The sequence below is a fragment of the Kitasatospora phosalacinea genome (genome assembly GCF_030268885.1).
GTDB classification, from domain to species: Bacteria; Actinomycetota; Actinomycetes; order Streptomycetales; family Streptomycetaceae; genus Kitasatospora; species Kitasatospora phosalacinea_C.
Genome location: NZ_BSSA01000033.1, coordinates 1 through 25273, shown reverse-complemented (window position 1 = coordinate 25273; position 25273 = coordinate 1). Strand labels below are relative to the sequence as shown.

At 75.2% G+C, this 25273-nt stretch carries 26 protein-coding genes; 13 read left to right on the top strand and 13 right to left on the bottom strand.

The window, feature by feature from the left end:
- Positions 1-99: 99 nt before the first annotated feature.
- Positions 100-684: an FxsA family membrane protein gene (gene fxsA / locus QSK52_RS32720; RefSeq protein ID WP_285739859.1), complete on the top strand. Its 585-nt coding sequence runs from the start codon at positions 100-102 to the stop codon at positions 682-684.
- 86 nt (positions 685-770) lie between these two features.
- On the opposite strand, the gene QSK52_RS32715 is transcribed toward fxsA, so the two are convergent.
- The 3 genes from QSK52_RS32715 to QSK52_RS32705 all read right to left on the bottom strand — a co-directional run bounded on the left by QSK52_RS32715 (position 771) and on the right by QSK52_RS32705 (position 3362).
- On the bottom strand, positions 771-1145 hold the full coding sequence (locus QSK52_RS32715) for an RNA polymerase-binding protein RbpA (protein WP_014134296.1): 375 nt from the start codon (positions 1143-1145) through the stop codon (positions 771-773).
- A gap of 284 nt (positions 1146-1429) precedes the next feature.
- Positions 1430-3031, bottom strand: a complete 1602-nt coding sequence (locus QSK52_RS32710) for a hypothetical protein (protein WP_285739858.1) — start codon at positions 3029-3031, stop codon at positions 1430-1432.
- A 136-nt stretch (positions 3032-3167) separates the two neighbouring features.
- A complete protein-coding gene (locus QSK52_RS32705; protein ID WP_014134294.1) occupies positions 3168-3362 on the bottom strand; it encodes a hypothetical protein in 195 nt (64 codons plus the stop codon).
- A gap of 350 nt (positions 3363-3712) precedes the next feature.
- On the opposite strand from QSK52_RS32705, the gene QSK52_RS32700 reads away from it, so the two are divergent.
- From QSK52_RS32700 to QSK52_RS32680, 5 genes are all read left to right on the top strand, one after another.
- Positions 3713-4132: an ankyrin repeat domain-containing protein gene (locus QSK52_RS32700; protein ID WP_285739857.1), complete on the top strand. Its 420-nt coding sequence runs from the start codon at positions 3713-3715 to the stop codon at positions 4130-4132.
- Positions 4133-4190: 58 nt separating this feature from the next.
- A complete protein-coding gene (locus QSK52_RS32695; RefSeq protein WP_285739856.1) occupies positions 4191-4697 on the top strand; it encodes a GNAT family N-acetyltransferase in 507 nt (168 codons plus the stop codon).
- Between the two features lie 246 nt (positions 4698-4943).
- Positions 4944-6416 carry an endo-1,4-beta-xylanase gene (locus QSK52_RS32690; protein ID WP_285739855.1) on the top strand — a complete coding sequence of 491 codons (1473 nt, stop codon included), beginning with the start codon at positions 4944-4946 and terminating at the stop codon, positions 6414-6416.
- Positions 6417-6640: 224 nt separating this feature from the next.
- Entirely contained in the window at positions 6641-7516 is an 876-nt protein-coding gene (locus QSK52_RS32685) for a nucleotidyltransferase domain-containing protein (protein WP_285739854.1), read from the top strand.
- Between the two features lie 28 nt (positions 7517-7544).
- On the top strand, positions 7545-8078 hold the full coding sequence (locus QSK52_RS32680; protein ID WP_285739853.1) for a GNAT family N-acetyltransferase: 534 nt from the start codon (positions 7545-7547) through the stop codon (positions 8076-8078).
- A gap of 14 nt (positions 8079-8092) precedes the next feature.
- On the opposite strand, the gene QSK52_RS32675 is transcribed toward QSK52_RS32680, so the two are convergent.
- Both QSK52_RS32675 and QSK52_RS32670 read right to left on the bottom strand, forming a co-directional pair.
- Positions 8093-8881: an alpha/beta fold hydrolase gene (locus QSK52_RS32675; RefSeq protein WP_285739852.1), complete on the bottom strand. Its 789-nt coding sequence runs from the start codon at positions 8879-8881 to the stop codon at positions 8093-8095.
- The gene (locus tag QSK52_RS32670; RefSeq protein WP_285739851.1) at positions 8878-9414 is read right to left on the bottom strand and encodes a MarR family winged helix-turn-helix transcriptional regulator; all 537 of its coding nucleotides are present in this window, start codon (positions 9412-9414) and stop codon (positions 8878-8880) included. The genes QSK52_RS32675 and QSK52_RS32670 overlap by 4 nt, the downstream gene beginning before the upstream one ends.
- A gap of 144 nt (positions 9415-9558) precedes the next feature.
- Here QSK52_RS32670 and QSK52_RS32665 point away from each other — a divergent pair, with 144 nt between their 5' ends.
- Positions 9559-10374 (top strand): SDR family NAD(P)-dependent oxidoreductase, encoded by an 816-nt coding sequence (locus tag QSK52_RS32665; RefSeq protein ID WP_285739850.1) that lies wholly within the window; start codon positions 9559-9561, stop codon positions 10372-10374.
- Between the two features lie 54 nt (positions 10375-10428).
- Here the strand turns inward: QSK52_RS32665 and QSK52_RS32660 are convergent, their stop codons facing one another.
- Entirely contained in the window at positions 10429-10956 is a 528-nt protein-coding gene (locus tag QSK52_RS32660) for a hypothetical protein (protein WP_285739849.1), read from the bottom strand.
- Between the two features lie 106 nt (positions 10957-11062).
- Between QSK52_RS32660 and QSK52_RS32655 the strand changes: the two genes are divergently transcribed.
- The 3 genes from QSK52_RS32655 (at position 11063) to QSK52_RS32645 (ending at position 14072) form a co-directional block, all read left to right on the top strand.
- The gene (locus tag QSK52_RS32655) at positions 11063-12010 is read left to right on the top strand and encodes a LysR substrate-binding domain-containing protein (RefSeq protein WP_285739848.1); all 948 of its coding nucleotides are present in this window, start codon (positions 11063-11065) and stop codon (positions 12008-12010) included.
- Between the two features lie 278 nt (positions 12011-12288).
- Positions 12289-12642, top strand: a complete 354-nt coding sequence (locus QSK52_RS32650) for an alpha-amylase (RefSeq protein ID WP_285739847.1) — start codon at positions 12289-12291, stop codon at positions 12640-12642.
- Positions 12643-12797: 155 nt separating this feature from the next.
- Positions 12798-14072: an extracellular solute-binding protein gene (locus tag QSK52_RS32645; protein WP_285739846.1), complete on the top strand. Its 1275-nt coding sequence runs from the start codon at positions 12798-12800 to the stop codon at positions 14070-14072.
- Between the two features lie 120 nt (positions 14073-14192).
- Here the strand turns inward: QSK52_RS32645 and QSK52_RS32640 are convergent, their stop codons facing one another.
- The 3 genes from QSK52_RS32640 to QSK52_RS32630 form a co-directional block, all read right to left on the bottom strand.
- Complete coding sequence (locus tag QSK52_RS32640) at positions 14193-14795, bottom strand: vitamin K epoxide reductase family protein (RefSeq protein WP_285739845.1); 603 nt, start codon at positions 14793-14795, stop codon at positions 14193-14195.
- A gap of 4 nt (positions 14796-14799) precedes the next feature.
- On the bottom strand, positions 14800-15603 hold the full coding sequence (locus QSK52_RS32635; RefSeq protein ID WP_285739844.1) for a DsbA family protein: 804 nt from the start codon (positions 15601-15603) through the stop codon (positions 14800-14802).
- A 144-nt stretch (positions 15604-15747) separates the two neighbouring features.
- A complete protein-coding gene (locus QSK52_RS32630; protein WP_285739843.1) occupies positions 15748-16386 on the bottom strand; it encodes a hypothetical protein in 639 nt (212 codons plus the stop codon).
- Between the two features lie 301 nt (positions 16387-16687).
- On the opposite strand from QSK52_RS32630, the gene QSK52_RS32625 reads away from it, so the two are divergent.
- The 3 genes from QSK52_RS32625 (at position 16688) to QSK52_RS32615 (ending at position 20558) form a co-directional block, all read left to right on the top strand.
- Complete coding sequence (locus QSK52_RS32625) at positions 16688-18280, top strand: hypothetical protein (protein ID WP_285739842.1); 1593 nt, start codon at positions 16688-16690, stop codon at positions 18278-18280.
- Positions 18281-18436: 156 nt separating this feature from the next.
- On the top strand, positions 18437-19717 hold the full coding sequence (locus QSK52_RS32620) for a cytochrome P450 (protein WP_285739841.1): 1281 nt from the start codon (positions 18437-18439) through the stop codon (positions 19715-19717).
- A gap of 67 nt (positions 19718-19784) precedes the next feature.
- On the top strand, positions 19785-20558 hold the full coding sequence (locus tag QSK52_RS32615) for an SDR family oxidoreductase (protein WP_285739840.1): 774 nt from the start codon (positions 19785-19787) through the stop codon (positions 20556-20558).
- 16 nt (positions 20559-20574) lie between these two features.
- On the opposite strand, the gene QSK52_RS32610 is transcribed toward QSK52_RS32615, so the two are convergent.
- The 4 genes from QSK52_RS32610 to QSK52_RS32595 all read right to left on the bottom strand — a co-directional run bounded on the left by QSK52_RS32610 (position 20575) and on the right by QSK52_RS32595 (position 24826).
- Positions 20575-21270 carry a hypothetical protein gene (locus QSK52_RS32610; RefSeq protein ID WP_285739839.1) on the bottom strand — a complete coding sequence of 232 codons (696 nt, stop codon included), beginning with the start codon at positions 21268-21270 and terminating at the stop codon, positions 20575-20577.
- Positions 21271-21397: 127 nt separating this feature from the next.
- Complete coding sequence (locus tag QSK52_RS32605; RefSeq protein ID WP_285739838.1) at positions 21398-22534, bottom strand: Cmx/CmrA family chloramphenicol efflux MFS transporter; 1137 nt, start codon at positions 22532-22534, stop codon at positions 21398-21400.
- Between the two features lie 516 nt (positions 22535-23050).
- Entirely contained in the window at positions 23051-23449 is a 399-nt protein-coding gene (locus tag QSK52_RS32600; protein WP_285739837.1) for a DUF1992 domain-containing protein, read from the bottom strand.
- A gap of 363 nt (positions 23450-23812) precedes the next feature.
- A complete protein-coding gene (locus QSK52_RS32595) occupies positions 23813-24826 on the bottom strand; it encodes an ROK family protein (RefSeq protein ID WP_285739836.1) in 1014 nt (337 codons plus the stop codon).
- Between the last annotated feature and the right edge of the window lie 447 nt (positions 24827-25273).

The following is a 25273-nucleotide window of genomic DNA, read 5'->3' as shown; positions in this document are numbered from 1 at the left end:
ACACCGCGCGCCCCGGGGCCGTTGTGCTGGGTGGTGCCGTGGACGCGGCCGGGCAGGCCGGTCGCCGCGGAGAGCACCGCGATGGAGTGGATCCGTACCGTGTCCCAGCAAGCAACCCCGGCCCGCCCGGCCCGCCGAGGCAGGCTCGCCCGCACCGTGCCGTTGCTGGTCGTCGCCTGGCTGGTGCTGGAGATCTGGCTGCTGACGGTGGTGGCCGGGTGGATCGGCTGGTTCCTGACGCTGCTGCTGCTGGTCGGCGGGGTGTTCCTCGGCGGCACGGTGATCAAGCGCGCCGGGGCCCGGGCGTTCCGGGCGGCCGTCGAGCTGTCCAAGGACCCGCAGTCCGCGCAGCCGCAGACCGGCACCTCGATGACGGTGCTGGCGGGCGTCCTGCTGCTGGTCCCGGGCTTCCTGTCCGACCTGCTGGCCGTGACCTTCCTGCTGCCGCCGACCCGCGCGCTGTGGCGCGCGGTCGGCCGCCGGATCACCGGCTCGGTGCTGCGCTCCACCGCCCCGGTCGGCGCGGACCGGTTCGCCGACGCGATGCGGCTGCAGGAGCAGCTGCGCATCCACCGGCCCGACGGCAAGGTCGTCCAGGGCGAGGTCGTCGACCCGCCCGCCGGGCGCGGACCCTCCGGCCCCTCCGGACCGGACACCGGGTACCGGCCGCCGATCGCGCCCTGACGGGCGCGCCGACGACGGGTGCACCAAACGCCGAAGGGCCCCGGTGGAGAACCGGGGCCCTTCGGCGTTGGTGCGGTGCCCGCCCGTCAGGCGGACTTGCGCGAGTCGCGCGGGTGGATCGCCAGGTTCATCCCGCCCGAGCGCAGGACGGCCAGGCGCTCGGCCAGGACCTCCTCCAGCTCCTCGCGGGTACGGCGCTCCATCAGCATGTCCCAGTGGGTGCGGGTGGGCTTGGTCTTCTTCTCCTCCGGCTCCTCACCGTCGAGGAGGGCGGCCTCCTGGCCGCAGAAGCGGCACTCCCACACCACGGGGATCTCCGCCTCGACCGAGAACGGGACCTCGAAGCGGTGTCCGTTCTGACATGCGTACTCGACGGTCTGGCGGGGTGCCAGGTCAATGCCGCGGTCGGTCTCGTAGCTGGTCGCCCCGAGTCGCGTGCCGCGGAGAGCTCGCTCGCTCATGAATCGTGCCTCCCGGGCTTCTTGCCCACAGGACTAGTGGTCGCTGTCTTCGTCGCTGGGTCCAACGCTCGACCTCCGACGAAGATTCCCGTCGGGACATACGTCGCCTGTCGTGCCGCCCCTGTTTGTACCCATGGTGGCCCGTTTTGTCACATCTGAGCGGTGTTATCACCCGGCGTGTCACATTTTGTGCACATGTGGCCCGCCGAAGTTCGCCCGGACGACCGCTCCTCCCGTCCGACCCTCCCACCGGACCGGACGGGGACCACCGGGCCGGACGGGGCCTACCAGACCGGACGGGGGCGGCCCGGCGCGGACTCCCCGGCGGGCGCCGGGTCCTTGGCCAGGTCCGCCCGGACCGGTTCCACCAGCTCGGCGACCAGCGGCGCCGGGGCGGGCGCCTCGGTGCGGGTGTCGCGGTGCGGCAGCAGCGCCACCACCGCGTCCCGCAGCGGGGCCGGGGCGTCCTCGTCCAGCGGGTCGACGGTCACCGGGACCTGCAGCCGGACCGGGGCGGCGGTGCCGATCCGGGCGTAGCCGCGGCCGGGCGGGGTGTGCGCGGCGGGGGCGATGTCCAGCGGGCCGCCCAGCGCGGCCGCGCCGGAGTCGGCGTTCACCGGGCCCAGCACCACCCGGGCGCGGGTGCAGGTGCGCACGGTGGGGGAGATCCGGTCGCGGGCGTCCAGCGCGTCCACGAACACCACCGTCACCCGGGCCGCCCGGCCGTGCCGCAGCGGCACCTCCAGCAGCTCCTGCGGATCGGTGCGGCCCTCCGCGTGCGCCAGTTCGGACAGCTCGGTCAGCCGGTCCAGCAGGATCCACAGCGGCCGGGTCACGTCCGCGGGCGCCGCCAGCCCGTGGTGCCGGGCCGCGTTCAGCGCCACCAGTCGCCGCTCGGTCTCCTGCGCGCACCACTCCAGCGCCGCCAGCGCCCCGTGCAGGCTGGTCTCCACCGTGTGCACGCCGGGACGGTTCACCAGGCAGGCGTGCTCGCCGGTGCTCGCCCCGTCCACCACCACCAGGTCGCCCAGCGGCAGCGCCTGCAGCGCGATCGAGCGCAGCAGCGTCGAGGTGCCGTGGCCCGGCGCGCCCAGCGCCAGCAGGTGCGGCTCCGCCGAGCGCGGACCGACCCGCCAGACCACCGGCGGCTGCTGCTCCGTCACGCCGCCCTGCTCGACCGGGATGGTGCGGTGGCTGCCCGCGCCGTCGGTGAAGCCCAGCACGATCTCGCCCGGCGCGGTCACGAAGCGCTGCGCCGCGATGTCCGCGGGCAGCGGGGCCAGCGCCGACACCCGCAGCCGGTTCAACTCCTCGTCCCAGTCGAAGCGGTACTCCCGCGAGCGCCCCGCCTTGCCCTGCACCACCTGCTCGATCCGGGCCCGGGCGGCCGGCTCGGTGTCGGTGAAGTACGCCGGGTAGGCGATCTCCAGCGCGGCCAGCCGTCCGTCCGCGTCGAACTCCCAGCCGCCGAACGCCGCCTTCCAGTCGCCCTCGACCCGGTACAGCGCGCCCGGGTCGTCGTAGCCGCCGAAGTACGGGGTGAGCGCCGCGTACAGGGCGGGCAGCTTGACGTCGGCCGGGTCCGGCTCGGGCTCCGCCGGGGCCTTGGGGGTGCGGCCGACCCAGGCCGCCGAGGCGAGCACGGCGACGATCGCCAGCAGCGGGCCGTGCGGCAGCAGGAAGACGCCGAGCACCACGGCCGCGCCGACCAGCAGCGTCGGACCGCGCCGCTCCTTCGGGGTGGCCGCCCAGCGGGCCTTGGCCCAGTCGGCGTGGCGGCGCAGGCCGCGGCCGATCAGCGCCAGCGGCGCGAACACGTCGGCGGCGTGGTCGCCCGCGCTGCGGGCGAGGTCGCGGCCCCGGGTGAGGTGGCGGGTGAGGGACATGCGGGCTCCGGAGGGCAGGGGAGGGCAGGCAGGGGACGGGAGCGGGGCCGGCGGGGGACGACCGGCCGGGCGGGGTTGGCAGAAGGCCCGGGGCGGTGGGGATGTCCGCGCCCGGGCCGTGAGGAGCAGGGACCGCTCAGAACTTCAGGCCGCCGATCAGGCTGGCCAGGCTCGCGCCGCCCGCCTGGATGCTCGGGGCGATCGAGGAGCCCGCGACGTAGAAGCCGAACAGCGCGCACACCAGGGCGTGCGAGATCTTCAACCCGTCCCGGCGGAAGAAGAGGAAGGCGATGACGCCGAACAGGACGATGCCGGAGATGGAGAGAATCACGGGATTGCTCCTCACGAGGGGCGGGGACGGTGTAACGGAAAGTGCCTCAATGGTGACAAGAAGTAATAGATGATGGGGTGCGGCAAACGGGTGGATCTCACCCGGGCACCCGGATCGGCGGTATACGTCCCGCGGTTCGGCGACGCCCGGGGCCAGTGGATCGCACCGGCGCAGTCAGGCGTCCCCGCGCCGGGCGCGCCCCCGCCCCGCGCACCCGGAATTCGCCCGAACGGCCCCGCCGCACCACGCCGTACCGGAGCGCCGCGCCGTCGGCTAGCGTTCGCGGTGGCACGACCAGGACGAGCCGCGGCCCCGCACGGCCGCCCACCCGGAAGGCGGAACACCTCCTCATGACCGACCCCACCGCGCAGGGCGAGGGCACCACCCAGGACGACGCCGAGGTCATCGCCCTGGCCGGCCGGCTCTTCGACGCCGCCCGCACCGGCGACGCCCCGCTGCTCGCCGCCTACCTCGACGCCGGGACGCCCGCCAACCTCACCAACGACCGCGGCGACACCCTGCTGATGCTCGCCGCCTACCACGGCCACGCCGCCGCCGTCACCGTCCTGCTGGAGCGCGGCGCCGACGCCGACCGGGCCAACGACCGCGGCCAGACCCCGCTGGCAGGCGCCGTCTTCAAGGGGGCCACCGAGGTCGTCGACGCGCTGCTCGCCCACGGCGCCGACCCGCACGCCGGGGCGCCCTCCGCGCTGGACGCCGCCCGGATGTTCGGCAAGGACGACCTGATCGCCCGCCTCACCCGCCCCTGAACCCGGGGCCCGGGCCCGCACCCCGCCGCCGGGGAGCGGGCCCGTACCCTTGGGCGCCATGGAGATCCGCACCACCGGCTTCGGACACCCCGACGCCCAGCAACTCGCCGCCGACGTCCAGCAGGAGTACGTCCGCAGGTACGGCGACGGCGACCAGACCGCCATCCGCGCCGACCACTTCGACCCGCCCGCCGGGCTGTTCGTGATCGGCTACCAGGACGGGCGGCCGGTGGCCTGCGGCGGGTGGCGCGCCAAGGAGCAGGACGAGGACGGCCTGCGCGACACCGACGCCGAGCTCAAGCGGATGTACGTCGTCCCCGAGGCCCGCGGCCGGGGCTACGCCCGCGCCGTGCTGCGCCACCTGGAGGCCAGCGCCCTCGCGGCCGGGCGCACCCGGCTGGTGCTGGAGACCGGCACCCTGCAGCCCGAGGCGATCGCGCTCTACACCTCCGAGGGCTACGCCGAGATCCGCAAGTTCGGCTACTACAAGGACCACGAGCAGAGCGTCTGCATGGGCAAGGAACTCGCCGCCGTCCCGGTGCCGCAGCCCGCTGACGTGCGGTAGCGCTGTAACTTTCGCACCCCGCGGGCCGGTTGCGGCGGCCGCGGACCCGGTACGCCGGGCCGCGGCCGCCGCGTCGTTTTCGGGAGACCGCCGCAGGTCGGGGCGGGGAGCGTCGAACGGCAGTCGAACGGACGTCGAAAATTTCGGTACCGGGCAGGTGGCCGGCCCCCTCCGGGCCTCCGTTGCCGGGCCCGTACGCCCCGCCGTACGGTCCGTGCACCCCACCCACCCCCGGAAGGACGAACCATGGCTGCACAGTTGCGCGCAGCACGCCGGCCCGGGCGCGCCCTCGCGGTGCTCGCCCTCGCCGCAGCAGGCGGACTGCTGGCCGCCGCCACCGTCGGCAGCGGTCCCGCCGGAGCCGCCGGCACCACCCTGCGCGACCTCGCCGAGGCCAAGGGCAGCTACTTCGGCACCGCCCTCACCCAGTCCAACCTGAGCAGCTCCACCATCACCGCCATCGCGGGCACCCAGTTCGACATGGTCACCCCCGGCAACGAGATGAAGTGGGACACCACCGAACCCTCCGCCGGGAACTTCAACTTCGGCCCCGGCGACCAGATCGTCTCCTTCGCCAAGGCCCACAGCATGCGGGTGCGCGGCCACACCCTGGTCTGGCACAGCCAGCTGCCCAACTGGGTCAGCAGCCTGCCCACCAGCCAGGTGCAGGCCGCGATGGAGAAGCACATCACCACCGAGGCCACCCACTACAAGGGCCAGGTCTACTCCTGGGACGTCGTCAACGAGCCGTTCAACGAGGACGGCACGCTGCGCACCGACGCCTTCACCAACGCCATGGGCTCCGGCTACATCGCCGACGCGCTGCGCACCGCGCACGCCGCCGACCCGAACGCCAAGCTCTACCTGAACGACTACAACATCGAGGGCCTCGGCGCGAAGAGCGACGCCATGTACCAGCTGGTGTCCTCGCTCAAGCAGCAGGGCGTCCCGATCGACGGCGTCGGCTTCGAGAGCCACTTCATCGTCGGCCAGGTCCCCAGCAGCCTGAAGGCCAACATCCAGCGCTTCACCGCGCTCGGCGTCAACGTCGCCATCACCGAGCTGGACGACCGGATGCCCGTCCCGGCCAGCGCCGCCAACCTCGCCCAGCAGGCCACCGACTACGCCTACGTGGTCAACTCCTGCCTCGCGGTGAGCGGTTGCGTGGGCGTCTCGCAGTGGGGCGTCGGCGACCCGGACTCCTGGATCCCGGGCTTCTTCTCCGGCTACGGCGCGGCCACCATGTACGACGACAACTACCAGCCGAAGGCCGCGTACAACGCGACGGTGACGGCGCTCGGCGGCGGCACCTCGCCGTCCCCGTCGGGCTCCACCTCGCCGTCGAGCTCGCCGTCCTCGTCGCCGTCCTCCTCCGCCTCGCCGTCGGTGCCGCCGACCGGCGCGGCCTGCAAGGTCAGCACCCAGGTCAGCGCCTGGAACACCGGCCTGACCGAGAACGTGACGGTCACCAACACCGGCGGCAGCGACGTGAACGGCTGGAAGCTGGCCTTCACGCTGCCCGGCGGGCAGACCGTCACCAACGCCTGGAACGCGACCGTCAGCCCGGCCACCGGGCAGGTCGCCGCGAGCAACCTGTCGTACAACGCGGCGATTCCGGCCGGGGGCTCCACGAGCTTCGGCTTCCAGGCCAACCACACCGGCAACGCAGCCGCCGCGAGCGGCTTCACCCTCAACGGGGTGGCCTGCACGGCCGGTTGAGCCGGGGTCGGACGGGAGCGGGGCCGTGTCACGACGGGGGCGGCCCCCGGGACCGTCCGGGTCCTAGCCGGACACCTCGCGGGTGGCGTCCGGCAGCGCGGTGGGGGTGGTGCGGCGCCCCCACCGCGCGCTTTCGCGTTCCGGCGCCGGGCCGTTCGGGTGCTGCGGCCGACCGGGGGAAAACGGCTGGCGGCGGAGGGGGCGGTGCGGCATCGTGGCGGACGATGACTGAGCACGGTGGTGGAGCGACGGCGGCGGCGGGCGAGGGCGAGCTGGGGGAGGGGGAACTCGACCGGATCGCCGGGCGGTTGGCGCAGGTCGGCGGGATCGTCGGGGTCTGCCTCGGCGGCAGCCGGGCGCGCGGGGCGCACCGCCCCGGATCCGACTACGACCTCGGCCTGTACTACCGCCCCGGCGAGCTCGACACCGGAGCCCTGCGGGAGCTGGCCGCCGAACTGTGCGGGCGGCCCGTCGAGGTCACCGAGCCCGGCGGCTGGGGCCCCTGGGTGGACGGCGGCGCCTGGCTGGACCTCGGCCCGGTCCGGGTCGACTGGCTGTACCGGGACGTGCAGCGGGTGCGCCACCACGCCGCCGAGGCCCGCGCGGGCCGCTACGTCACCGGCCAGCAGGCCGGGCACCCGTACGGCGTGCCCTCCTACGCCTACCCGGGCGAACTCGCGCTCGCCCGGGTCCTGGCCGACCCCGAGGGCGAGTTGACCGCGCTGCAGGCCGACGTCGCGGCGTTCCCGGCCGCGTTGGCGCGGACGCTGGAGTCGGACGCGGCCTGGGAGGCGCCGTTCGCCCTGGCCAACGCGCGCAAGGGAGCCGTGCGGGGGGACGCCGGTTACGTCGCCGGGTGCCTGTTCCGGGCCGTCGGGCTGCTGGTGCACGTGCTGCACGCGCGGGCCGGGCAGTGGTTGGTCAACGAGAAGGGCGCGATCGCCTCGGCCGGTCGACTGCCGTGCGCACCACCGGAGTTCGCCCGGCGCGCCCAGCAGCTCTTCGCCCCCGGCGGCACCGACCCGGCGAGCCTGGCCGCCGTCCTGGACGCGTCGGACGCGCTGGCCGCCGAGGTGCTGGCCGGGGCGGTACAGGGCTGAACAGCCGCGGCGGAGAGAGGAATTCACCATGGCAGTTGCCGAACTGACCACGTCCAGGCTGCTGTTGCGTCAGTGGCGGGACGAAGACCTCGACCGGTGGGCCGAGTTGAACGCCGATCCCGAGGTCCGGCGCTACTTCGGCACTCTGCTCGACCGGGAGCAGTCGGCCGCGTCCCTGGAGCACTTCCGGGCGGAGCTGGCGGAACGCGGCTGGGGCTGGTGGGCGGTCGAACTCCGCTCCGAGCGGCGGTTCCTGGGCTTCGCCGGACTCGACCCGGTGGACGCGGAGATGCCCTTCGACGGGGTCGAGGCCGGTTGGCGGCTGCACCGCGACGCCTGGGGGCACGGCTACGCCACCGAGGCCGGACGGGCCGTTCTCGACTACGGTTTCCGGGAGTTGGGGCTGCCGGAGATCCTGGCGGTGATCGCCGGGGCGAACGCGCCCTCGCGGGCGGTGGCGCGGCGGCTGGGCATGGTGCACGACCCGGCGGAGGACTTCCTGGACCCGCAGGTGGCGTCGGGGCCGGGGCGGCGGGCGGTGGTGTACCGGCTGCGGGGCTGAGCCCGGGCGGGCGCTCAGCCCGGCTCCGGCAGGAGGTGCCGGTGGGCGCGGCGCAGCAGGGTGGCGAAGCGGTCCGGGTCGGTGAGGCTGAGCAGGTGGCCGCCGCGGGTGTGGAACAGTCGGGCGGGGGTGCCCGCGGCCCGGACGGCGGCCAGGAAGCGGCGCTCGTCGGCGCGGAACGGCAGGTCGGAGCGGCCGTTCAGGAAGAGCGTGGGGGCGGTCAGCCGGGCGGCCAGGGCGAGGAAGTCGTGGCGGCGCAGCTCGGCGACGCCCTGGGTGAGCGCGGGCAGGTGGAAGCCCCCGGCCAGCACCGCCTCGGCGGACTCCGGCGGCAGCATCCGGCGCATCGCCCGGGCCTGCAGCCGGGCCGAACGCTCGGGCCCCAGGCGGTCGTTCAGCCGTCCGGCGGTGGCGTACAGGGCGGGCAGCGGGCCACTGGTGCGGGCGGTGCAGCCGTGCAGCAGCAGCGCGGCCGCCTCCCCGGGGTGGCGGGCGGCGTGGGCGAGCGAGACGTACCCGCCCAGGGACAGGCCGACCAGCAGCGGGGGCCGTCCGGTCGCCTCGCGGGCCTCCCGGACGGCCCGGCGGACGGTGGCGACGGCCGCGTCCAGGGTGAACGGGTGCTCGGTGAGGGCGCCGTGGCAGGGCAGGTCGGGGGTGCTGACCCGGAAGTCGGGGACGAGCCGGCGGACGTGCGGGCGCCACATCGTGGCGGACAGCCGGATGCCGTGCACCAGGACCAGCGGGGGAGCGGTGTCGGGCCCGGAGACCGTGAGCCCGGGGGCGGGGTGGCGGGTGTTCACGGGGCGTCCGCCGACCGGTCGGCGGCGGGGTCGGTGGCAGGGCCGACCGGGGGCGCGTACTCCGCCGCGGCCGCCAGCATGTGCTCCTGGACGAGACCCAACACGTCCGCGGCGCGGCCGAGTTGCTCCGGGGGCGTGGCGCCGAAGACCTCGGCGAGCAGACCGCAGCGGGCCGCCCGGATCCGGGCCAGCGCCCGGCGGCCCTCCTCGGTGATCGCGATCACCCCGGAGCGGCCGTCGGACGGGTCGGTGCGGCGGACGACCAGCGCGTCGGCGCGCAGGCGGCGCAGCTGCAGCGAGGCCGTCGAGACGTCGATGCGCAGGCACTCGGCGATGTCCGACACCCGCATCGGGCCGGCCGCCGCGAAGTGCTCCAGCAGCCGCAGCGCGCTGGACGGCAGGTCGCACCCGGCGAGGCGGGCCACCTCGGCGCGGACGTGCTTGCTCTCGCTCCACCGGACCAGCGCGGACAGCGCCGTCTCCAGCCGCGCCAGCTCCGGGGCGGTGGACGGTGGGGTGGGGGTCGCGGTCACCCGCCCAGCGTACCGGGCCGGTCCGGGCGACCGGACGGCCGGGCGACCGGACGGCCGGGCAACTCACGTGCCGAGCAGGGCAGTTGCCTGCTCCACGCGCAGATGCTTTGATTCATCAAAACATTCGGGGCGCGGAGGGGAACCATGGCCACAGCAGTGATCACCGGCGGTACGGACGGCATCGGCCGCGCACTCGCCACCACCTACCTGGACCGCGGGCACCACGTCCTGGTGGTCGGCACCGACCCGGCCAAGGGCGCGGCGTTCCGGGCCGAGGCCCACCGGCGCGGTGCCGGGGAGCGCGCCCACTTCCTGGCCGCCGACCTCAGCCTGGTCGCCGAGAACCGCCGCCTGATCGACCACGTCGCCACCCACCACCCGGCCGTGGACCTCCTCGTCCTCGGTGCCCGCTACCACCGCTCCACCCGGGTCGAGACCGCCGACGGCCTGGAGAGCAACTTCGCCCTCTACTACCTCAGCCGCCACCTGCTCTCCCACGGCCTGCTGCCCCAACTCCGGCGCGCCGCACGCCCCGTGGTCCTCAACTTCGGCGCCGCCGGCCAGGGCGGCCCCGTCCGCTGGGACGACCTCCAGCTACGCCGCAACTACCCCGGCACCGGTGCCCTCGGCCACGGCGGAGCCCTCTGCGACCTGCTCGCCACCCACCTCGCCCACCTGCACCCCGACGTCCCCCAGGTGGTCAACCACCCCGGCGTCACCGCCACCGGCTTCGCGGGCGAGTACGACCCCGCCACCGCCGCCCACGTCAGCCACCTGCGCGCCCACGCCAAACCCGCCACCGCGGCCGTCGCCCAGATCCTCCCCCACCTCGACGCCCCCGCCCCCGGCCTCACCGCCGTCCTGGAGGGCCGCCGCATCCGCACCGACACCCCCGCGTTCGACCCGGCCGCCGCCCTGCGCCTGCACACCGTCACCGAACAGCTCCTCGCCGCGCTGTGAACCGGGCCGTCCGCGCCGGGCCCACGGGGCCCGGCCGCAGGGGCGGACCCTCCGTCAGCCGTGCAGCGTCCCGTAGAAGTACTCGGTCCCGCTGCCGTTGCCGTCGGCGAAGGAGGCCGGTGCCGGGACCAGCCACTGGCCGCGGCCGCCCGCGCCGGTGAGCTCCCCGGTGCCGCCGGTCACCCGGTACTCGTAGGCGGCGGTGGCGTGCGCGCTGCAGTACACGCCGGTCGCCCGCACCTCGACCGTGCCCCGGCCGGGAACGGTGAACGCACCGTGCTTGTCGATCGGCGCACAGCCGTCCGCCGCGGCCGCGGAGGTGGCGATGTGCACCTCGAACACGCCGCTCACGGAGCCGAGGCCGGGCAGGGCGCCGGTCACGTGGTCGGTCAGGCAGGAGTCTGCGGCCGGGGTGCCGGAGGCGCACGGGTGGAAGGAGAAGGTGCCGGTGGTGGCGACGGAGACCGGCGGCGGGACGTCGTGCGGGGAGGCGGCGGCCGCGCCGACGCCGACCCCGGCGAGCAGCAGGGTGCCGGCGCCCAGGAGCGTGGTGCGACGGGCGGTGCGGGCGGTGGCGGTCATGCGCGGGTCCTCCGGAGCGGGGCGGTTCGGCCTTGGTGCGTCCAGACTTGAGCAACGGCTCCCGGGAGTCCAATACTTGGCCCTTTCCGAGCGATAAGCGCGAGCAATGGGAGTCGGCGTGGACCTGCGCCTGCTGGGCTACTTCGTCGCGCTGGCCGAGGAGCGGAACTTCACCGCCGCCGCCCGGCGCCTGCACCTCTCCCAACCCGCGCTCAGTCAGCAGATCCGCCTGCTGGAGCGGCGCCTGTCCGCGACGCTGGTGGACCGCACCTCGCAGCCGCTGCGCCTGACCACCGCGGGCGCCGAACTCCTCGCGGGCGCGCAGCGCCTGCTCGCCCAGGCGGCCGAACTCGACGCCTCCGTACGGTCGGTGGCCGCCGGCCGGGCCGGAATGCTGCGGGTCGGCGTCACCTGGGGCGGCCTGTACGACATGGTGATGCCCGCCCTGCGCGAACTCGGAGCCCGGCATCCCGGGGTGACCGTGTCGGTGCGCCAGGTCGGCGGCCTGGAGCAGCTGGCGTCCGTGCGCCGTGACGAGGTCGACGTGGCGCTCCACCGGGTCACCCACCCCGAGGAGTTCGGAGCCCTGGCCCGCCGGGTGCTGTTCGACGACCCGCTGCTCGCCCTGCTGCCGGCCGGCCACCCCGCGGGCCGGACCGGCGAGGTGCGGCTGGCCGAGCTGGCCGGCGAACGGTTCGCGATGATCGGCCGGTCCTCGAAGCCGGTGGTCTTCGACCGTTCCCTCGACCTGTGCCGCCGGGCCGGGTTCACCCCCGAGGTGGTCTGCGAGGTCACCGACCCGATGGCCCTCGCGCTGGCGGTGGCCGCCCAGGGTCTGGTCTCGCTGTCCGGCGCCGGCATGTCCAACCGCTACCCCGGCGTCGACTACCTGCCGGTCACCCCGCGCACCGGCATCGCCGAGGTCTCGGCGGTCTGGTCGCCGAACTGCACCAACCCGCTGGTCGACCGCTTCGTCTCCCTGCTCGACCCGGCCCACATCCTCCTCGCGCCGCACGCCGTGCCGGCTCCGACGCTCCCCCTCGGACGCTGCTGAGAGGGGGTCGGCAGTCGCGGCGCGTCGAGAGCCCGGGCGGGTGCCGACCCGGCGACCGTCGGTTTCCGGCCGAGGTCCCGCCCTCCGTCCGTGATCGGTTTTCACCGGAGGGACATGCTTCGTACGCCTTCGCCCGTTCGGCGCGGCGGCCCTGGAGAACGGCCGGGGAACGGCGCATGAGCAGGGGGTTCAGCACCCGGGCCGCTCGTCGGACGAGAATGACTGAAAGAGTTTTCAGACACTTGCGCAAGATCTTGGAGGTGAAGGACGCTGCCGGCATGACGAACACGACCACCGCCCTTCGCCGGATTCCCCGCTCCCTCGCCGTCGCCGCCGTCGCTGCCGTCGGTGTGCTCGCCCCGCTGGCGGCCGCCTCCTCCGCCGCTGCTGTCGAGAGCACCCCCGCGCCGTCGTGCGTGGAGTACTACCCGAGCTGGCGGTACACCCAGGTCCACAACGGCTGCTCCGACGCCGAGGCCGTCGCCGTCCAGTACCAGGACGGCACGGTCTCCCCGTGCCAGGTCATCCAGGCCGACGGCTGGATGACCTACGCGGGCTACGGCACCACCATGAACTACGTGACCGGCCTGCTCACCTGCGACCCGGCCGCCACCGCGACCGGCCAGGGCTGACCGGGGACGCCTGTCGGGGGTGCGGCGCGTCGGGGTCGGGACGGCTGCCCGGCGGAACAGTTTGCACAATTTTGCGAAAACTGTTGTCACGCCTTGCGAACACGTGTTGGGATTCGGCCGTTCCGTCCGACGACCCACCCCCGACAGGAGTCACCGTGCGACGTGCCGGCCCGCCCGCCGTCCTCGCGCTCGCGGTCGCCCTCGTGCTGACCGCCTGCGGCCCCGCCACCACCTCGTCGGCGGGACGCCCCGAACCCGCCGTCACCATCACCTGGTGGGACACCTCCGACCCGGTGACCGAAAGTCCGACCTTCCGCACGTTGGTGCACGACTTCGAGGAGGTCAACCCGGGCATCAAGGTGGAGTACGTCAGCGTCCCGTTCACCGAGGCCCGCGCCCGGTTCGAGGCCGCGAGCGGGAAGGACGCGCCGGACGTGCTCCGCGCCGACGTCGGCTGGACGGCCGGACTGGCGCAGGCGGGCCGGCTGGTCCCGCTGGACGGGACCGAGGCCGCGGCGGACGTCGCGAAGTTCGAACCCCAGCTGATCGAGCAGGCCCGTTACGAGGGGCGGCTGTACGCCGTGCCGCAGTCCACCGACGTCCTGGCGCTGCTGTACAACAAGCGGCTGTTCGCCGCGGCGGGCCTCTCCGGGCCGCCGGCCACCTGGTCCGACCTCAAGGCCGCGGCCGCGGCGATCAAGGCGCGGACGGGTGCCGACGGCTTCGCCCTGCACGTCCAGGGGTACTACGCGATGCCGTTCCTGTACGGCGAGGACGTGGACCTGGTCGACGTCCCCGACCGGACGATCACCGTCAACTCCCCGGCCGCGGTCAAGGCGGTCACCGGACTGAAGGCACTCCTCTCCGCACCCGGCGTGACCAAGGACGACGGCACGCCCCAGGGCCGCTCCGCGCTGCTCGCGGCGTTCTCGGCCGGTCGGGTCGCCGCCGTCGTCGAGGGACCGTGGGAGAACGCCAACGTCACCCGCGGCGCGGCGTTCGACGACCGGGACAACCTCGGGATCGCGCCCGTGCCGGCCGGCGGCTCGGGGCGGGCGGGCTCGCCGCTCGGCGGCCACAACCTCGTCGCCTCCGCCGCCTCCGACGCCGAACACCGGGCAGCCGCCGAGAAGTTCATCGCCTTCATGACCTCTGCCAACGCCCAGACCTGGACCGCGGTGCGCAACTCGACGCTGCCCACCCGGTCCGACGCCACCACCTCCTACGTGGAGGCCAACCCCGGCGTGATCGGCTTCCGCAAGGTGCTGCCGGTCGGCCGGCCCCGGGCCGCCCTCGCCGAGTACGGCTCGCTGTACGACCTGTTCGGCGCCGAGCTGGTGAGCATCCTCGACGACCGGGAGGGCGTCAAGGCGGGCCTGGACCGCGCCGCCGAACAGGCCCGCCGACTCCTGCCGGGCTACCGCTCCTGAGCGGGCGGTCCGTGAACCGGTGTCCCGTTCGCAGCGGTGTGCTCGGACGGCGCCGCAGGGCGCACGCCGACGGCCCCCAGCTGCGGAAGCGCAGGTGGGAGCCGTCCGGAGCGGGCCGGGTCAGAGCAGGGTGGACCAGTAGTACCAGAAGCGGTTGAGGATCAGCAGGGCGATCACCAGGTAGGCGCCGACCGGGACGAGCCACTGGAGGCGGAGGGCGGCGAGGCGGCGGAGGGCGGGTGGGGCGGGGAGGGTGCCGGTGCGGAGGTTGTGGACGGTGGTGTACCAGAAGGCGGTGATGACCACGGCCCAGACGACCATGCAGTAGGGGCAGAGGGCGCCGATCTCGTACAGGGCCTGGTCGATCAGCCAGGCGACGAAGCCGAGGCCGAGCAGGGTGCCCGCCTGCAGGGAGAGCCAGAACCAGCGGCGGTACGCGGCGCCCGCGACCAGGCCCGCGCCGATGGCGGCGAGGGCGCCGAACGCGGCCAGGCCGATCAGCGGGTTGGGGAAGCCGAAGGCCTCGGCCTGGGCGGTGCGCATGATCGAGCCGCAGCTGATGACCGGGTTGATGTTGCAGCTGGGCCGGTAGGCCGGGTTCTCCAGCAGCTTGAGCTTGTCGAGGGTGAGGACGGCGGAGGCGGCCAGGCCGATCAGGCCGGTGACCAGCAGGAGCCAGGCGTAGCCGCGGGTGGCGGGGACGGGGGTGCGGGCGGTGGTCACCGGGTCACCCGCCGGTGGTCTGCCGGACCAGGGCGGTGAACTGCTCGCCGGTGAGCGGCTTGCCGTCCTGCCCGATGACGGAGAGCTGCTTGCCGTCCAGCTCGACCGTCGGGGTGCCGGAGACGCCGCTCTTGTTGAACGCGGTGGAGACCTTCGCCGCCCAGCCCTTGTAGGTGCCCTCGGTGACGGCCTTGGTGAACGCGTCGGTCTTCAGGCCGGGCACCTGGCCGGCCAGGTCGAGCAGGTGGTTGACGTCGCCGAAGCCGTCCTCGCTCTCGGCGGGCTGGTTGGCGTACAGCACGTCGTGGAAGGCCTTGAACTTGTCGACGCCCTCGTTCAGCGCCGCGCCCGCCGCGGCCAGCGCGGTCCTGGAGCCCTTGCCGCCCAGGTTGTTGTCCAGGAACGTGGCCAGGTGGTACTCGATCTTGTAGTCGCCCTGGTCGGCGAGCTGCTGGACGCTCTTGCCGGCCGAGGTCTCGAAGGCCCGGCAGACCGGGCAGCGGAAGTCCTCGTACACCGACAGGGTGTGCGGGGCGTCGGCCTTGCCGTACACGACGACGGTGTCGTCGGCGGCGGAGACGTTGGCGGGCGCGACGGCCGACGCGGCGGGGCCGTCGCCCTTCGAGCCGGTGGAGACCGCGAGGGCGGTGCCGCCCGCGACCACGGCCACGGCGGCGGCGATCGACACGCCGACGGTCAGGCCGCGGCGGCGCCGGGCGGCCCGGGCCTCGGCCTGCTGGGTCTGCTTGAGGCGCTCGCGGGCGGTGGTGTTCCGGTGCGGGTTCTGGTTCTTCGGGGTGCTGGTCATGGTGTCCGTCGTCTCCTCGGCACCGCGCGGCGGCGCCCGTCGCGGCCCGTACGGGGACGGGGGCGCGGCGCGGCCGGGTGCTGGCTGGGGGAAGGGGAGGGGCGCATGGGCGCCCGGGACGGAACGCGTCCGGGTGACGGTCCGTCAGCTGGCGAGGGCCAACTGCGGGGGACCGCGACGCGGAGCGGGGGAGAGCAGGAGGACCTGCGGACGGCGGGCCGCGGGTTCGGTGCCCGGGGACGGCAGCAGCGCGGCCGGGCAGCCCGGGCGGGCGGCCAGCAGCAGGGCGCGCCACGGGGCGGGCAGCAGGCGGGCCAGGGCGGACAGCGCCTCGGTGACCCCGGCGACCGCCGCGTCCGCGAGCCGCAGCCAGGCCGCGGCGGCCAGCGCCAGCGCCAGGTGCACGGCCAGCACCAGCAGGCGCACCAGGCCCGCCGAGCCGTGCGTCCACTGCGCGAACAGCTCCGAACCGCTCACCGAGTCGCCGCCGCAGACCAGCAGGTCCATGCCCCGGGCGGGCCGCGCACAGGCGTCCTGGCCGAGGTTGAACGCGGTGTTCAGCAGCAGCTCCACCGGCACCAGCACGGAGGACAGCAGCAGGAAGCGGCGGCGCGCCCCGTCGAGGAGCACCGCCAGCAGGAAGACCGCGACGCTCGCCGCCGCGACCAGGGTCAGCGGCAGGGCGCGCCCGGTGATCGCCACCTGACCGAACGCGGCCAGCGGCACGGCGAGCGCGGTGAACACCGCGCCCCGCAGGGCCTTGGTCGCGTGGAAGCCGGTCATGGTGAAGGAGTATGGCACGCCGAAGGCCCCGGGACGAGGGGCCGACCGTCCCCGCCGTGACCGCCCGATCTGTGAATAAGCCCTGCATAAAGGGGGTGCGGGGCGGGTGGGGAACGGGTGGCACGGGGTACGGGCCCCCGGCGGAGGCGGCGTATTCCGCCGGACCGCGGTGGAGTGCTGAGACATCTCTCACCCGCGGCGGCGGCGCGGGGCGGTGTCGCGGTCGCGGCGGGGCCGCTGCGGGGGTGGCAGTGGCCGGTGGCCGGGGCCCGTGGTCGGCCGGGCGTGACAGCATGGCGCGGTGAACGAGCCGGAAGAGGCGGGCGCCGACCTGCTGCGTGGTGTGGTGGCCAACCCCCGGGCCGGGACGGCCGTGCTGCGGAGGCTGCTGGTCCCCGCGGGGCGGCCCGCCTGGCAGGGGTTCGGGCTGCGGCCGCTGCCCGCGGACTTCGTCGAGCTGGCGCTGGACTGCCCGGAGCGGGGCGTGCGCAGCGGGGTGGCGCGCAACCCCTGGCTGGCGGACGCGCACTGCCTGCGGTTGGCCCGCGACCCCGTGGACCTGGTGGCGCTCCAGGCGGTGGGCAGCCGGAGTGCCCGGCTGCGCCCGCGGCCGCTGCCCGACGAGGCGGTCGAACTGGTGCTGCTCGGGACCTTCCCGCGGGAGACGCACCTGCTCACCCGCAACGAGATCCTCATGGAGATGCACGGGATCGGTGTGATCAGGAACGCCTTCCGCCGCCGGATGGCCGGCCACCCCGAACCCGAACTGCGCCTCCAGGCGTGCCCGTTCATCGGCGGGCTGCCACCGGCGCAGCAGGCCGCGCTGCTCGCCGACCCCGACCCCCGGGTCCGGGCCGCGGCCGAACGCGCCACCGGGCCGCGGCACGTGACCCCCGGGGAGTGGGGGCAGATCACCTCGGAACGGGAGCGCTCCTACCTCTACCAGGGCGGCGCCCTGCCGTCCGAGGTGATCGCCGACGCGTTCGCGCAGCGCCGGTGCCTCCCGGAGCTCGCCCGCAACCCGCACCTGCCGCCGGAGGCCGTGCGCACCCTCGCCGCCGACCCGGACCCGGGCATCCGCGCGACGGTCGCCCGACACCCCGCGCTCGCCCCCGCGTCGATGGTGCAGCTCGCCGCCGACCCCGACCGCCGGGTGCGCCACCGGCTGGCCGGGCACCCCGGACTCACCGCCGACCTGATCGACCTCCTCGCCGCGGACGCCGACCCCGAGGTCGCCGCCCGGGCCGCCGCCGACCCCGCACCGCGCGACCCCGCCCGCGGGCGGGTGCTGGACGAGACCTCGCCCCGGGAGAGTCCGTACGGCTACCGCAGGGCCGACTTCGGGGACCTCGACGAGCCCCTCGACGTCCCCGACCCGGCCTGGTACCTCGCCTGCGCCCTCTCGCCGCTGCCGCTGCTGCGCCGGGCCGCCGCGACCTGCCCCCACCTGGACGGGCCGACGGTCCGCCGGCTCGCCGCGGACGAGGACGAGCAGGTGCGCGACCTGCTGGCCCTGCACCACCCCGACGCGCCGCCCGCGCTGCTGCTGGACGCCTACCTGCGCCACCCCGCGCACCGGGAGCGCCTGCGGATGCGCCCCGCCTTCCCGCGGGCCGGGCTGCCCGCCGGACTCACCCGCCACGTCGACCGCGAGGTGCGCGAACTGGCCGCCGGTGACCCGGAGTTCGACGGCGACCTGGAGGCGTTGCTGGCCGACCCGGAGCGGGCCGTCGGACTGGCCGCCGCCGCGAACCCGCGGCTGGGGGCGGAGCGGGTCGCCGAGCTGCTCGCCGACCCGGAGTTGCGCGAAGGGGCGGCCGCCAACCCGCAGTTGGGCGAGGAGCGGTTGCACGGACTGCTGGACGGGGTGCTGGGGGAGCGGCGGCCGGAGTGAGCGGGGGAGCACGGGGGCTCGGACGGTGCGCGGGGTGCGCCTCCGGGACTTCCGGCGGGGCTTCCGGCGGGGTCGGGGAGCGGGCGCAGGCGGTCTGACCCGGCGTTAGGGTGGTCGGTGTCCGCACCGCTCGACCCCGCACGGCAGGAGACCGCCTTGGCCACGGCCGCGACCAGCGTCCTTCCCGAACTCGACGCCGAGGCGCTCGCCCGCTGGCGGGCCGGGGGCGGCCGGGTCGTCGAACTGATGTCCATGGTGCGGGAGTTGGGGCCGGTCGCCGGATTCAGGATCGGGGAGCGGAAGGTCGTCCTGGTCACCGGGGCGGCACAGGTGCAGCAGGTGCTGGCCAGGCAGCCGGACGACTACGTCAAGCGCGGGCACCGGGTCAAGCCGCTGCTCGGGGACGGGCTGCTGTGCGCCGCGGGCGAGCCGTGGCGGCGTCAACGCAAGCTGCTGCAGCCGCAGTTCACCGTCCGGGGGATCCGGGCGTACGAGCCGCAGATCCGGGCCGGGGTGGCGGCCGCCGCCGCGCGCTGGCAGGAGGCGGCGCGCAGCGGGGAGACCCGCGAGATCGACGCCGACCTGCGGTACTTCTCGCTGGACGTGATCTGGCGCTCGCTCACCGCGCACCCGCTCGACCCGGAGACCCACCGGCGGCTGGTCGCCGCCAGCGAGGGCTTCGCCGCCATCCCCGCGTTCGCGCCCGCCACCGGCGACACCACCGTCGACTTCACGGAGGCCAACGAGCAGGTCGACCGGGTCGCCGAGCACGCCATCGCCCTCGCCGGGGAGGCCGAGGAGCCCGGACTGGTGCAGGTGCTGCTCCGGGCGGCCGCCGAACTGCCGGACTACACCGAGCGGTTGGTGCGCGACGAGCTGATGACGCTGGTGGTGGCCGGGTACGAGACCACCGCCACCGCGCTCAGCTGGCTGTTCCTGCTGCTCGACGCCCACCCCGAGCAGCGGTCCTGGGCCCTGGCCGCCGGACCGGCCGGGTCCGCCGAGCGGGCGGCCGCGATCCGGGCCCTGGTCGACGAGACGCTGCGGCTGTACCCCGTCGCCTGGCTGATGCCCCGGTACGCCGCCGAGGACGGGGAGTTGGACGGCCTCCCGATCGAGGCCGGGACGACCGTGCTGCTCTCCCCCTACCTGACCCACCGCGACCCGCAGCTGTGGCCGGAGCCGGAGGAGTTCCGCCCGCAGCGCTTCCTGGACGCCGAGCGGCGGCCCGCTCCCGGTGCGTACTTCCCGTTCGGCCTCGGGCCGCGGGCCTGCCTGGGCGCGCAGTTCGCCGTCCGCGAGATGGTGCTGCTGCTGGAGGAGCTGCTGCCCGCGTACCGGGCGGAGATCACCGAGGCCCCGGCAGGGACCGCGTACCGGCTCACCGTGCACCCCGACGGGCCGGTCCGGGCCGTGCTGCACGCCGAGGGGGAGTAGGGCCGAGGGGGAGTAGGGCGGAAAAGGGTTTGTCGGGCGGGTTGACGGACGGTCAGGATCGGCGGTCGTGAAGCAGACAACGGACCCCGCCACCCGCCCCGTCGCCCTGGTCACCGGCGTCGGCCGGACGATCGGCATCGGCGCGGGCATCGCCGAGCGGCTCGCCGCCTCGGGGTGGGACATCGCCTACAGCTACTGGACGCCCTACGACGCCCGGATGGTCTGGGGCGTCGAGGACGGGGCGGTGGAGGCCGTCGGTGCGCTGATCGGCGCGCACGGGGCGCGGCACCTCGCGGTGCCCGCCGACCTGGCCGACCCGGCCGCGCCCGGGCAGCTGTTCGACCGGGTGGAGGCCGGGCTGGGCCCCGTCACCGCGCTGGTGATGAGCCACGCCGAATCCGTCGACTCCGGGCTGCTCGACACCACGGTGGAGAGCTTCGACCGGCACTTCGCGGTCAACGCCCGGGCGAGCTGGCTGCTGATCCGCGAGTTCGGCCTGCGCTTCACCGGCGCGTTCGGCACCGGCCGGATCGTCGCCCTGACCAGCGACCACACCGTCGGCAACCTCCCCTACGGGGCCAGCAAGGGCGCCCTGGACCGGATCACCCGCGCCGCCGCCCGCGAACTCGCCCACCTCGGCGTGACCGCCAACGTGGTCGACCCCGGCCCGACCGACACCGGCTGGATGAGCGAGGAGCACCGGGCCGACACGGCCCGGCACACCCCGCTGGGCCGGATCGGCACCCCGCGGGACGCCGCCCACCTGGTCGACTTCCTCTGCTCGCCGCAGGGCCAGTGGGTCAACGGCCAACTCCTGCACAGCAGCGGCGGGTTGAAGTGACGAAGCGGGCGGGGCCTCAGGCGGGCTGCTCGGTCAGGGCGCGCAACTGCCGGGTACGGTCGGCGAGTTGCTCCGCAGTCAGTTCGCCGGTGCGGTCGACCAGGGCGCCCAGGGTGCTGCCGTCCGCCCAGGCGCAGACCGCCGACGCCGAGTCTGGCTCGCCGACCGTCGCGCAGGCGATCGTGCCGCCGAGCGGGCCCGGGGCGTAGGTCTGCATCCCGGCCACCGGCGTGCCGTCCCGCAGCGAGCCGCCGGTCGGCGAGTAGCCGCCCAGCATCGCGGTCGCGGCCTGCGCGGCGTCCGGGAACGAGCCCTCCATCGCCACCGCCAGCAGCTCGCTCTCCCGCAGGCCGGTGGCGCCCGGCCGCCCGTACCCCTGCACCTGGACGGCCCGCAGGGCGTAGCGCCTGCTCTGCTGCGCCTCGTACTCGGACCGGAGGGTGCGCAGGTCCTGGTCCTCGGCGGCCCGGGGCAGGCCCGCGAGCTCGGTCGGCAGTGCCACCCGGTGCTGCGTGACCTCCGAGTCCACCGACCGGATCGCCAGGTACGCCAGCAGCAGCACGGCCAGGCAGGCCGCCGTGGCGCCGGCCTGCCTCCGGGTCACCCGCCGGTACCACGGCGGCACCGGCTGCGGCTGTCCGCCCGCCGCCCAGATCGACCGCAGGCTGTCGATCGACTGCGCTCTCTCCCGGTCCTGCTCGGTGCTCGGCACGGCGCCCCCTCGCATAGCGGAATGTGATCTTCCGATTGATGGTCGCGAGCACTGTACCGTCGCCCCGGGCGGGGGCGTCCCCGGCCCCGGGGTTCACGAACCGCCGCAGGTCGGGGCGGGCGGCGGCTCAGCCGCGGGTGAGGGAACGGCCGACCACCCCGAGCAGCAGCGCGGCCGCGACCAGCGCCGCGGCCGCCCGGAACGGCCCGGTCGCGGACGGCAGGGTGGTGGCGGCCAGCAGCGGACCGGCGGCCGCGCCGAGGTTCAGCGCGGCCGTCGCGTACCCGCCCGCCATCGTCGGCGCGCTCGGAGCCTCGTACAGCGCCCGGGTGACCAGCGTCGCGCCGACCGCGAAGGACAGCGCGCCCAGCAGCAGGACCAACGGCAGCAGCAGCGCCGGACGCCCCGCGCACACCGCCAGCGCGGGCCAGCCGATCAGCAGCAACGGGCCACCCACGTAGAGGAGTTGACGGGACCGGGTGTCGGCCAGCCGCCCCGCCGCGCTCACCCCCAGGAAGGTGCCCGTGCCGAACAGCACCAGCACCACCGGCACCCAGCCCCGCCCCAGCCCCGCCGGGCCGGTCACCACCGGGGCCAGGAAGGTGAACGCACCGAACGTCCCCGCGTTCACCAGCGCCGCCAGCAGCAGCGTCAACCACAGCCGCGGACGGGCGAGTTGGGCCAGCTCGGTGCGCAACGGCGGGGCCGCCGACGCGTCCGCCCCCGCCGGGACGCCCAGCAGCACCCCCACCGCCGCCGGAACGCACAGCGCCGCCACCGCCCAGAACGCGGCTCGCCAGTCCAGCAGTTGGCCCAGCAGCGCTCCCGCCGGAACCCCCACGACGGTCGCCGCCGTCGTCCCCGACAGCAGCACCCCCACCGCCCGCCCCTTGCGGTCCGGCGCCACCAGCGCCGCCGCGGTGACCACCGCCAGCGCCAGGAACCCGGCGTTCGCCAGCGCCGCCACCACCCGGGTCGCGAACAGCACCGCGAACGACCCCGTCACCGCAGCCACCGCGTGCGCCGCCGCGAACACCGCCACGAACCCGAACAGCCCGGCCCGGCGCGGCCACCGCCGGGCCCACGCCGCCATCAGCGGCGCACCCGCCACCATCCCGAGCGCGAAGGCGGACGCGAGCGTGCCCGCCGCCCCGACGGACACGTCGAGACCGGCGGCGATCTCCGGCAGCAGACCGGCCGGGAGGAATTCCGAGGTACCGGTGGCGAACACCGCCAGGGCGAGGACGTACAGGGCGAGAGGCATCGAACGCGACTCCGAGCTGAGGGGGACCGAAGGGACCTCGTCTCGGCACCACGGCCAACCCCGCCGCCCGACCGCCACCGCAACCCGCGGCGCGCAGGCGTACGGGCGCGCGGGTGGGTCACCCGGCGTGCGGCGCGCGGGTGTTCAGGCGTTCAGGACGTTCGAGGGGCTGACGGCGGAACCGAAAGCCCCCACCTCGTCCGACTCGGGACTCACCACGCCCCCCACCTTACCCAGTCCTCGGTGCGCGACGGCGGGTTCACCGCCGAGGCGGCCCGTGCAGGGCCGCGTTCGGGTGGTTGCGGAGAGGCCGGACACCGGGCGGAGGCGCCAACCGCTGCTCCCGGAGCGGGAGTTCGGAGGCTTCCGTGCCGGAAGGGGAGAAGGGGGAGAACGATGACGACAGGCGTTCCGTGGACGGCGGACGACGACGACCGGCAGGAGCCCGGGTCGGTCGACGAGGCCGTCCGGACCCTGTGCGGCCGGCCTGCTGGGGGCGCGGGGAGGGGCGGCGGTTCAGGGGTGGGAGCGGCGCCACTCGGTGACGGCCGCTTCGACGTCCACCGGGGACAGGCCCAGCGGGGGGCCCTCGATCGGGCGGCGCAGGGCGGCCTCGATGCGGGCGTTGGCCTCGGTCAGGCGACTGCGCAGCAGGGGTTCGGTCGGGGCCAGCCGGGCGGTGTCCAGGGCCTCGCGGAGTTCGGCCCGCAGGGCGAGGGACGGCGGCAGGTAGGAGAGGCCCTCGCGCTCCATCTTCTCCCGGATCCACCACATCTCGTGGTACGGCTGCTGCTCGTTGGCCAGCGGCTTGCCCGTGCCCGGCAGGTCGTCGAACGCGCCGCGCTCGGCGGCCTCGCGGATCTGCCGGTCGACCCAGCTCTCGAAGGTCACACCGGGGGGCTTGCGTTCCGTCATGCGGTGGTCCTCCCGTACCAGAAGGGGTGCCCAGCAGAAGGGTCGTCCTCCCGATCCTACGGGAGGGGCCGTCCGCCCGGCGGCCGGGGACGGGGGGTGCGGGAGGAGAGGGGCGCACCCGGGCAGGGGGGAGGGGCGCGCCCGGCTCCCCGCGCCCGGGCGGGGGGCGAGCTGGACCTCGCGGACCTCGGGAAGGCCGAGCGGGCGCCGGGCGGATCCGGGTGCGTGGTGGTCGCGGAGGAACCGCCGGGGAGGCCCGACCGGTCGAGGGCGCTGCCGTCCCGGAGCGGCAGGGGTCCGCCGCGCACGCGACGTCGCGCCCCGCCCCCGGAGGTGCGGGGGAGGGGCACGACGGGGCGGGGTTCAGGAGTGGGCGGGCAGGTGGTGGAGGGTGAGGGCGGCGGCGCCGATCAGGCCGGCGTCGGTGCCGAGGCGGGCGGGGTGGAGGGCGAGGTGGCGGGTGAAGGCGAGGGTGGCGTAGCTGCTGAGGTGCCGGGCGAGCGGCTCGAAGAGCACGGAACCGGCCCGGGCGACGCCGCCGCCGACGACGGCCGCGTCGAGTTCGACCAGGGTGGCGGTGGCGGCGATGCCCGCGGCGAGGGCGCGGGCGGCCCGGTCGAAGGCGGTGAGGGCGAGCGGGTCGCCGCCGTGGGCGGCGCGGGCGACGGCGGTGGCGGTGGCGTCGCCGTCGGGGCCGGGGGTCCAGCCGAGTTCGGCGGCGGTGCGGGCGATGGCGGTGCCGGAGGCGAGGCCTTCGAGGCAGCCGCGTGAACCGCAGGGGCAGGGGCGGCCGTTGTAGTCGACGGTGATGTGGCCGAGGTGCCCGGCGTTGCCGGTGGTGCCGGGGTGCAGGGTGCCGTCGAGGACGAGGCCGGCGCCGACGCCGGTGGAGACGACCAGGCACAGGGCGTTGCGGTAGGGGCGGGCGGCGCCCTGCCAGTGCTCGGCGGCGGTCATCGCGACGGCGTCGCCGCCGAGGGTGACCGGCAGGTGGGCGGCGGCGGGGTGCCGCCCGGCCTCGTCCCGGAGCGGGAACTCGCGCCAGCCGGGGAGGTTGACGGGGCTGACGGTGCCGCGGGCGGTGTCGACCGGCCCGGCGCTGCCGATGCCGAGGGCCCGGACGTGCGGCCAGTGGGGGTGGCGGGCGAGGTCGTCGAGGACGCGGTCGACGGCGGCCATCAGTTCGCGGTGGTCGCCGGTGGCGGGGGTCGGCACCTGGAGCTGGTGGTGCAGGGCGCCGTCGGTGCCGACCAGCCCTCCGGCGATCTTGGTGCCGCCGATGTCGAGGGCCGCGATCAGCGGCCCGGGGGCGGCGCCGTCCGGCGTGGACCCGTGGGGTCCGGCTGTGACGGCGGTACCGGCCATGTCGTAACTCATTGTGACGTCTCCGCGGGTGTGGCAAGGGAGCGCCACGGTGCTGGGCAGGGCGCTGCCGGATCGTACCCGGTGATTCTCGCCCGCCTTGACAACGTTGTCCAGCGATTCCCGGTCGCGGTCCGATAACGAAGGCTGATTCGACAGTCGGTTAAGCAAAGTTTTAGTAAATCGAGCCTTGTTCGGCAACAAAACTGGTGGATATCAATGTTGACCGCTCTATGGACATGGCCGCGATGTGACGTCTACGTTAAGCAGCCGAGCAGCCCGGAAGGTCGGTCACGCCCTGTCGGCTGCGGCTTCCCCCGTGTCACACGGACGATCAGCGTGAAGGATGAGCGAGATGCGCAGAGGATGGCTGGCCGTCGGGGCCGCTTCCATGGTGGTGCTCACTGCCTGTAGCAGCAGTGGTGGTGGCGGGGTGTCCGCTGCGCCGTCGGTGAACTCCGA

What these genes read in the sequence shown, in the direction of transcription:
- QSK52_RS32715 (WP_014134296.1), bottom strand. Translation starts at nt 1,145, where the DNA reads ATGAGCGAGCGAGCTCTCCGCGGCACGCGACTCGGGGCGACCAGCTAC.
- QSK52_RS32710 (WP_285739858.1), bottom strand. Translation starts at nt 3,031, where the DNA reads ATGTCCCTCACCCGCCACCTCACCCGGGGCCGCGACCTCGCCCGCAGC.
- QSK52_RS32700 (WP_285739857.1), top strand. Translation starts at nt 3,713, where the DNA reads ATGACCGACCCCACCGCGCAGGGCGAGGGCACCACCCAGGACGACGCC.
- QSK52_RS32695 (WP_285739856.1), top strand. Translation starts at nt 4,191, where the DNA reads ATGGAGATCCGCACCACCGGCTTCGGACACCCCGACGCCCAGCAACTC.
- QSK52_RS32690 (WP_285739855.1), top strand. Translation starts at nt 4,944, where the DNA reads ATGGCTGCACAGTTGCGCGCAGCACGCCGGCCCGGGCGCGCCCTCGCG.
- QSK52_RS32685 (WP_285739854.1), top strand. Translation starts at nt 6,641, where the DNA reads ATGACTGAGCACGGTGGTGGAGCGACGGCGGCGGCGGGCGAGGGCGAG.
- QSK52_RS32680 (WP_285739853.1), top strand. Translation starts at nt 7,545, where the DNA reads ATGGCAGTTGCCGAACTGACCACGTCCAGGCTGCTGTTGCGTCAGTGG.
- QSK52_RS32665 (WP_285739850.1), top strand. Translation starts at nt 9,559, where the DNA reads ATGGCCACAGCAGTGATCACCGGCGGTACGGACGGCATCGGCCGCGCA.
- QSK52_RS32660 (WP_285739849.1), bottom strand. Translation starts at nt 10,956, where the DNA reads ATGACCGCCACCGCCCGCACCGCCCGTCGCACCACGCTCCTGGGCGCC.
- QSK52_RS32655 (WP_285739848.1), top strand. Translation starts at nt 11,063, where the DNA reads ATGGGAGTCGGCGTGGACCTGCGCCTGCTGGGCTACTTCGTCGCGCTG.
- QSK52_RS32650 (WP_285739847.1), top strand. Translation starts at nt 12,289, where the DNA reads ATGACGAACACGACCACCGCCCTTCGCCGGATTCCCCGCTCCCTCGCC.
- QSK52_RS32635 (WP_285739844.1), bottom strand. Translation starts at nt 15,603, where the DNA reads ATGACCAGCACCCCGAAGAACCAGAACCCGCACCGGAACACCACCGCC.
- QSK52_RS32630 (WP_285739843.1), bottom strand. Translation starts at nt 16,386, where the DNA reads ATGACCGGCTTCCACGCGACCAAGGCCCTGCGGGGCGCGGTGTTCACC.
- QSK52_RS32605 (WP_285739838.1), bottom strand. Translation starts at nt 22,534, where the DNA reads ATGCCTCTCGCCCTGTACGTCCTCGCCCTGGCGGTGTTCGCCACCGGT.
- QSK52_RS32600 (WP_285739837.1), bottom strand. Translation starts at nt 23,449, where the DNA reads ATGACGGAACGCAAGCCCCCCGGTGTGACCTTCGAGAGCTGGGTCGAC.
- QSK52_RS32595 (WP_285739836.1), bottom strand. Translation starts at nt 24,826, where the DNA reads ATGAGTTACGACATGGCCGGTACCGCCGTCACAGCCGGACCCCACGGG.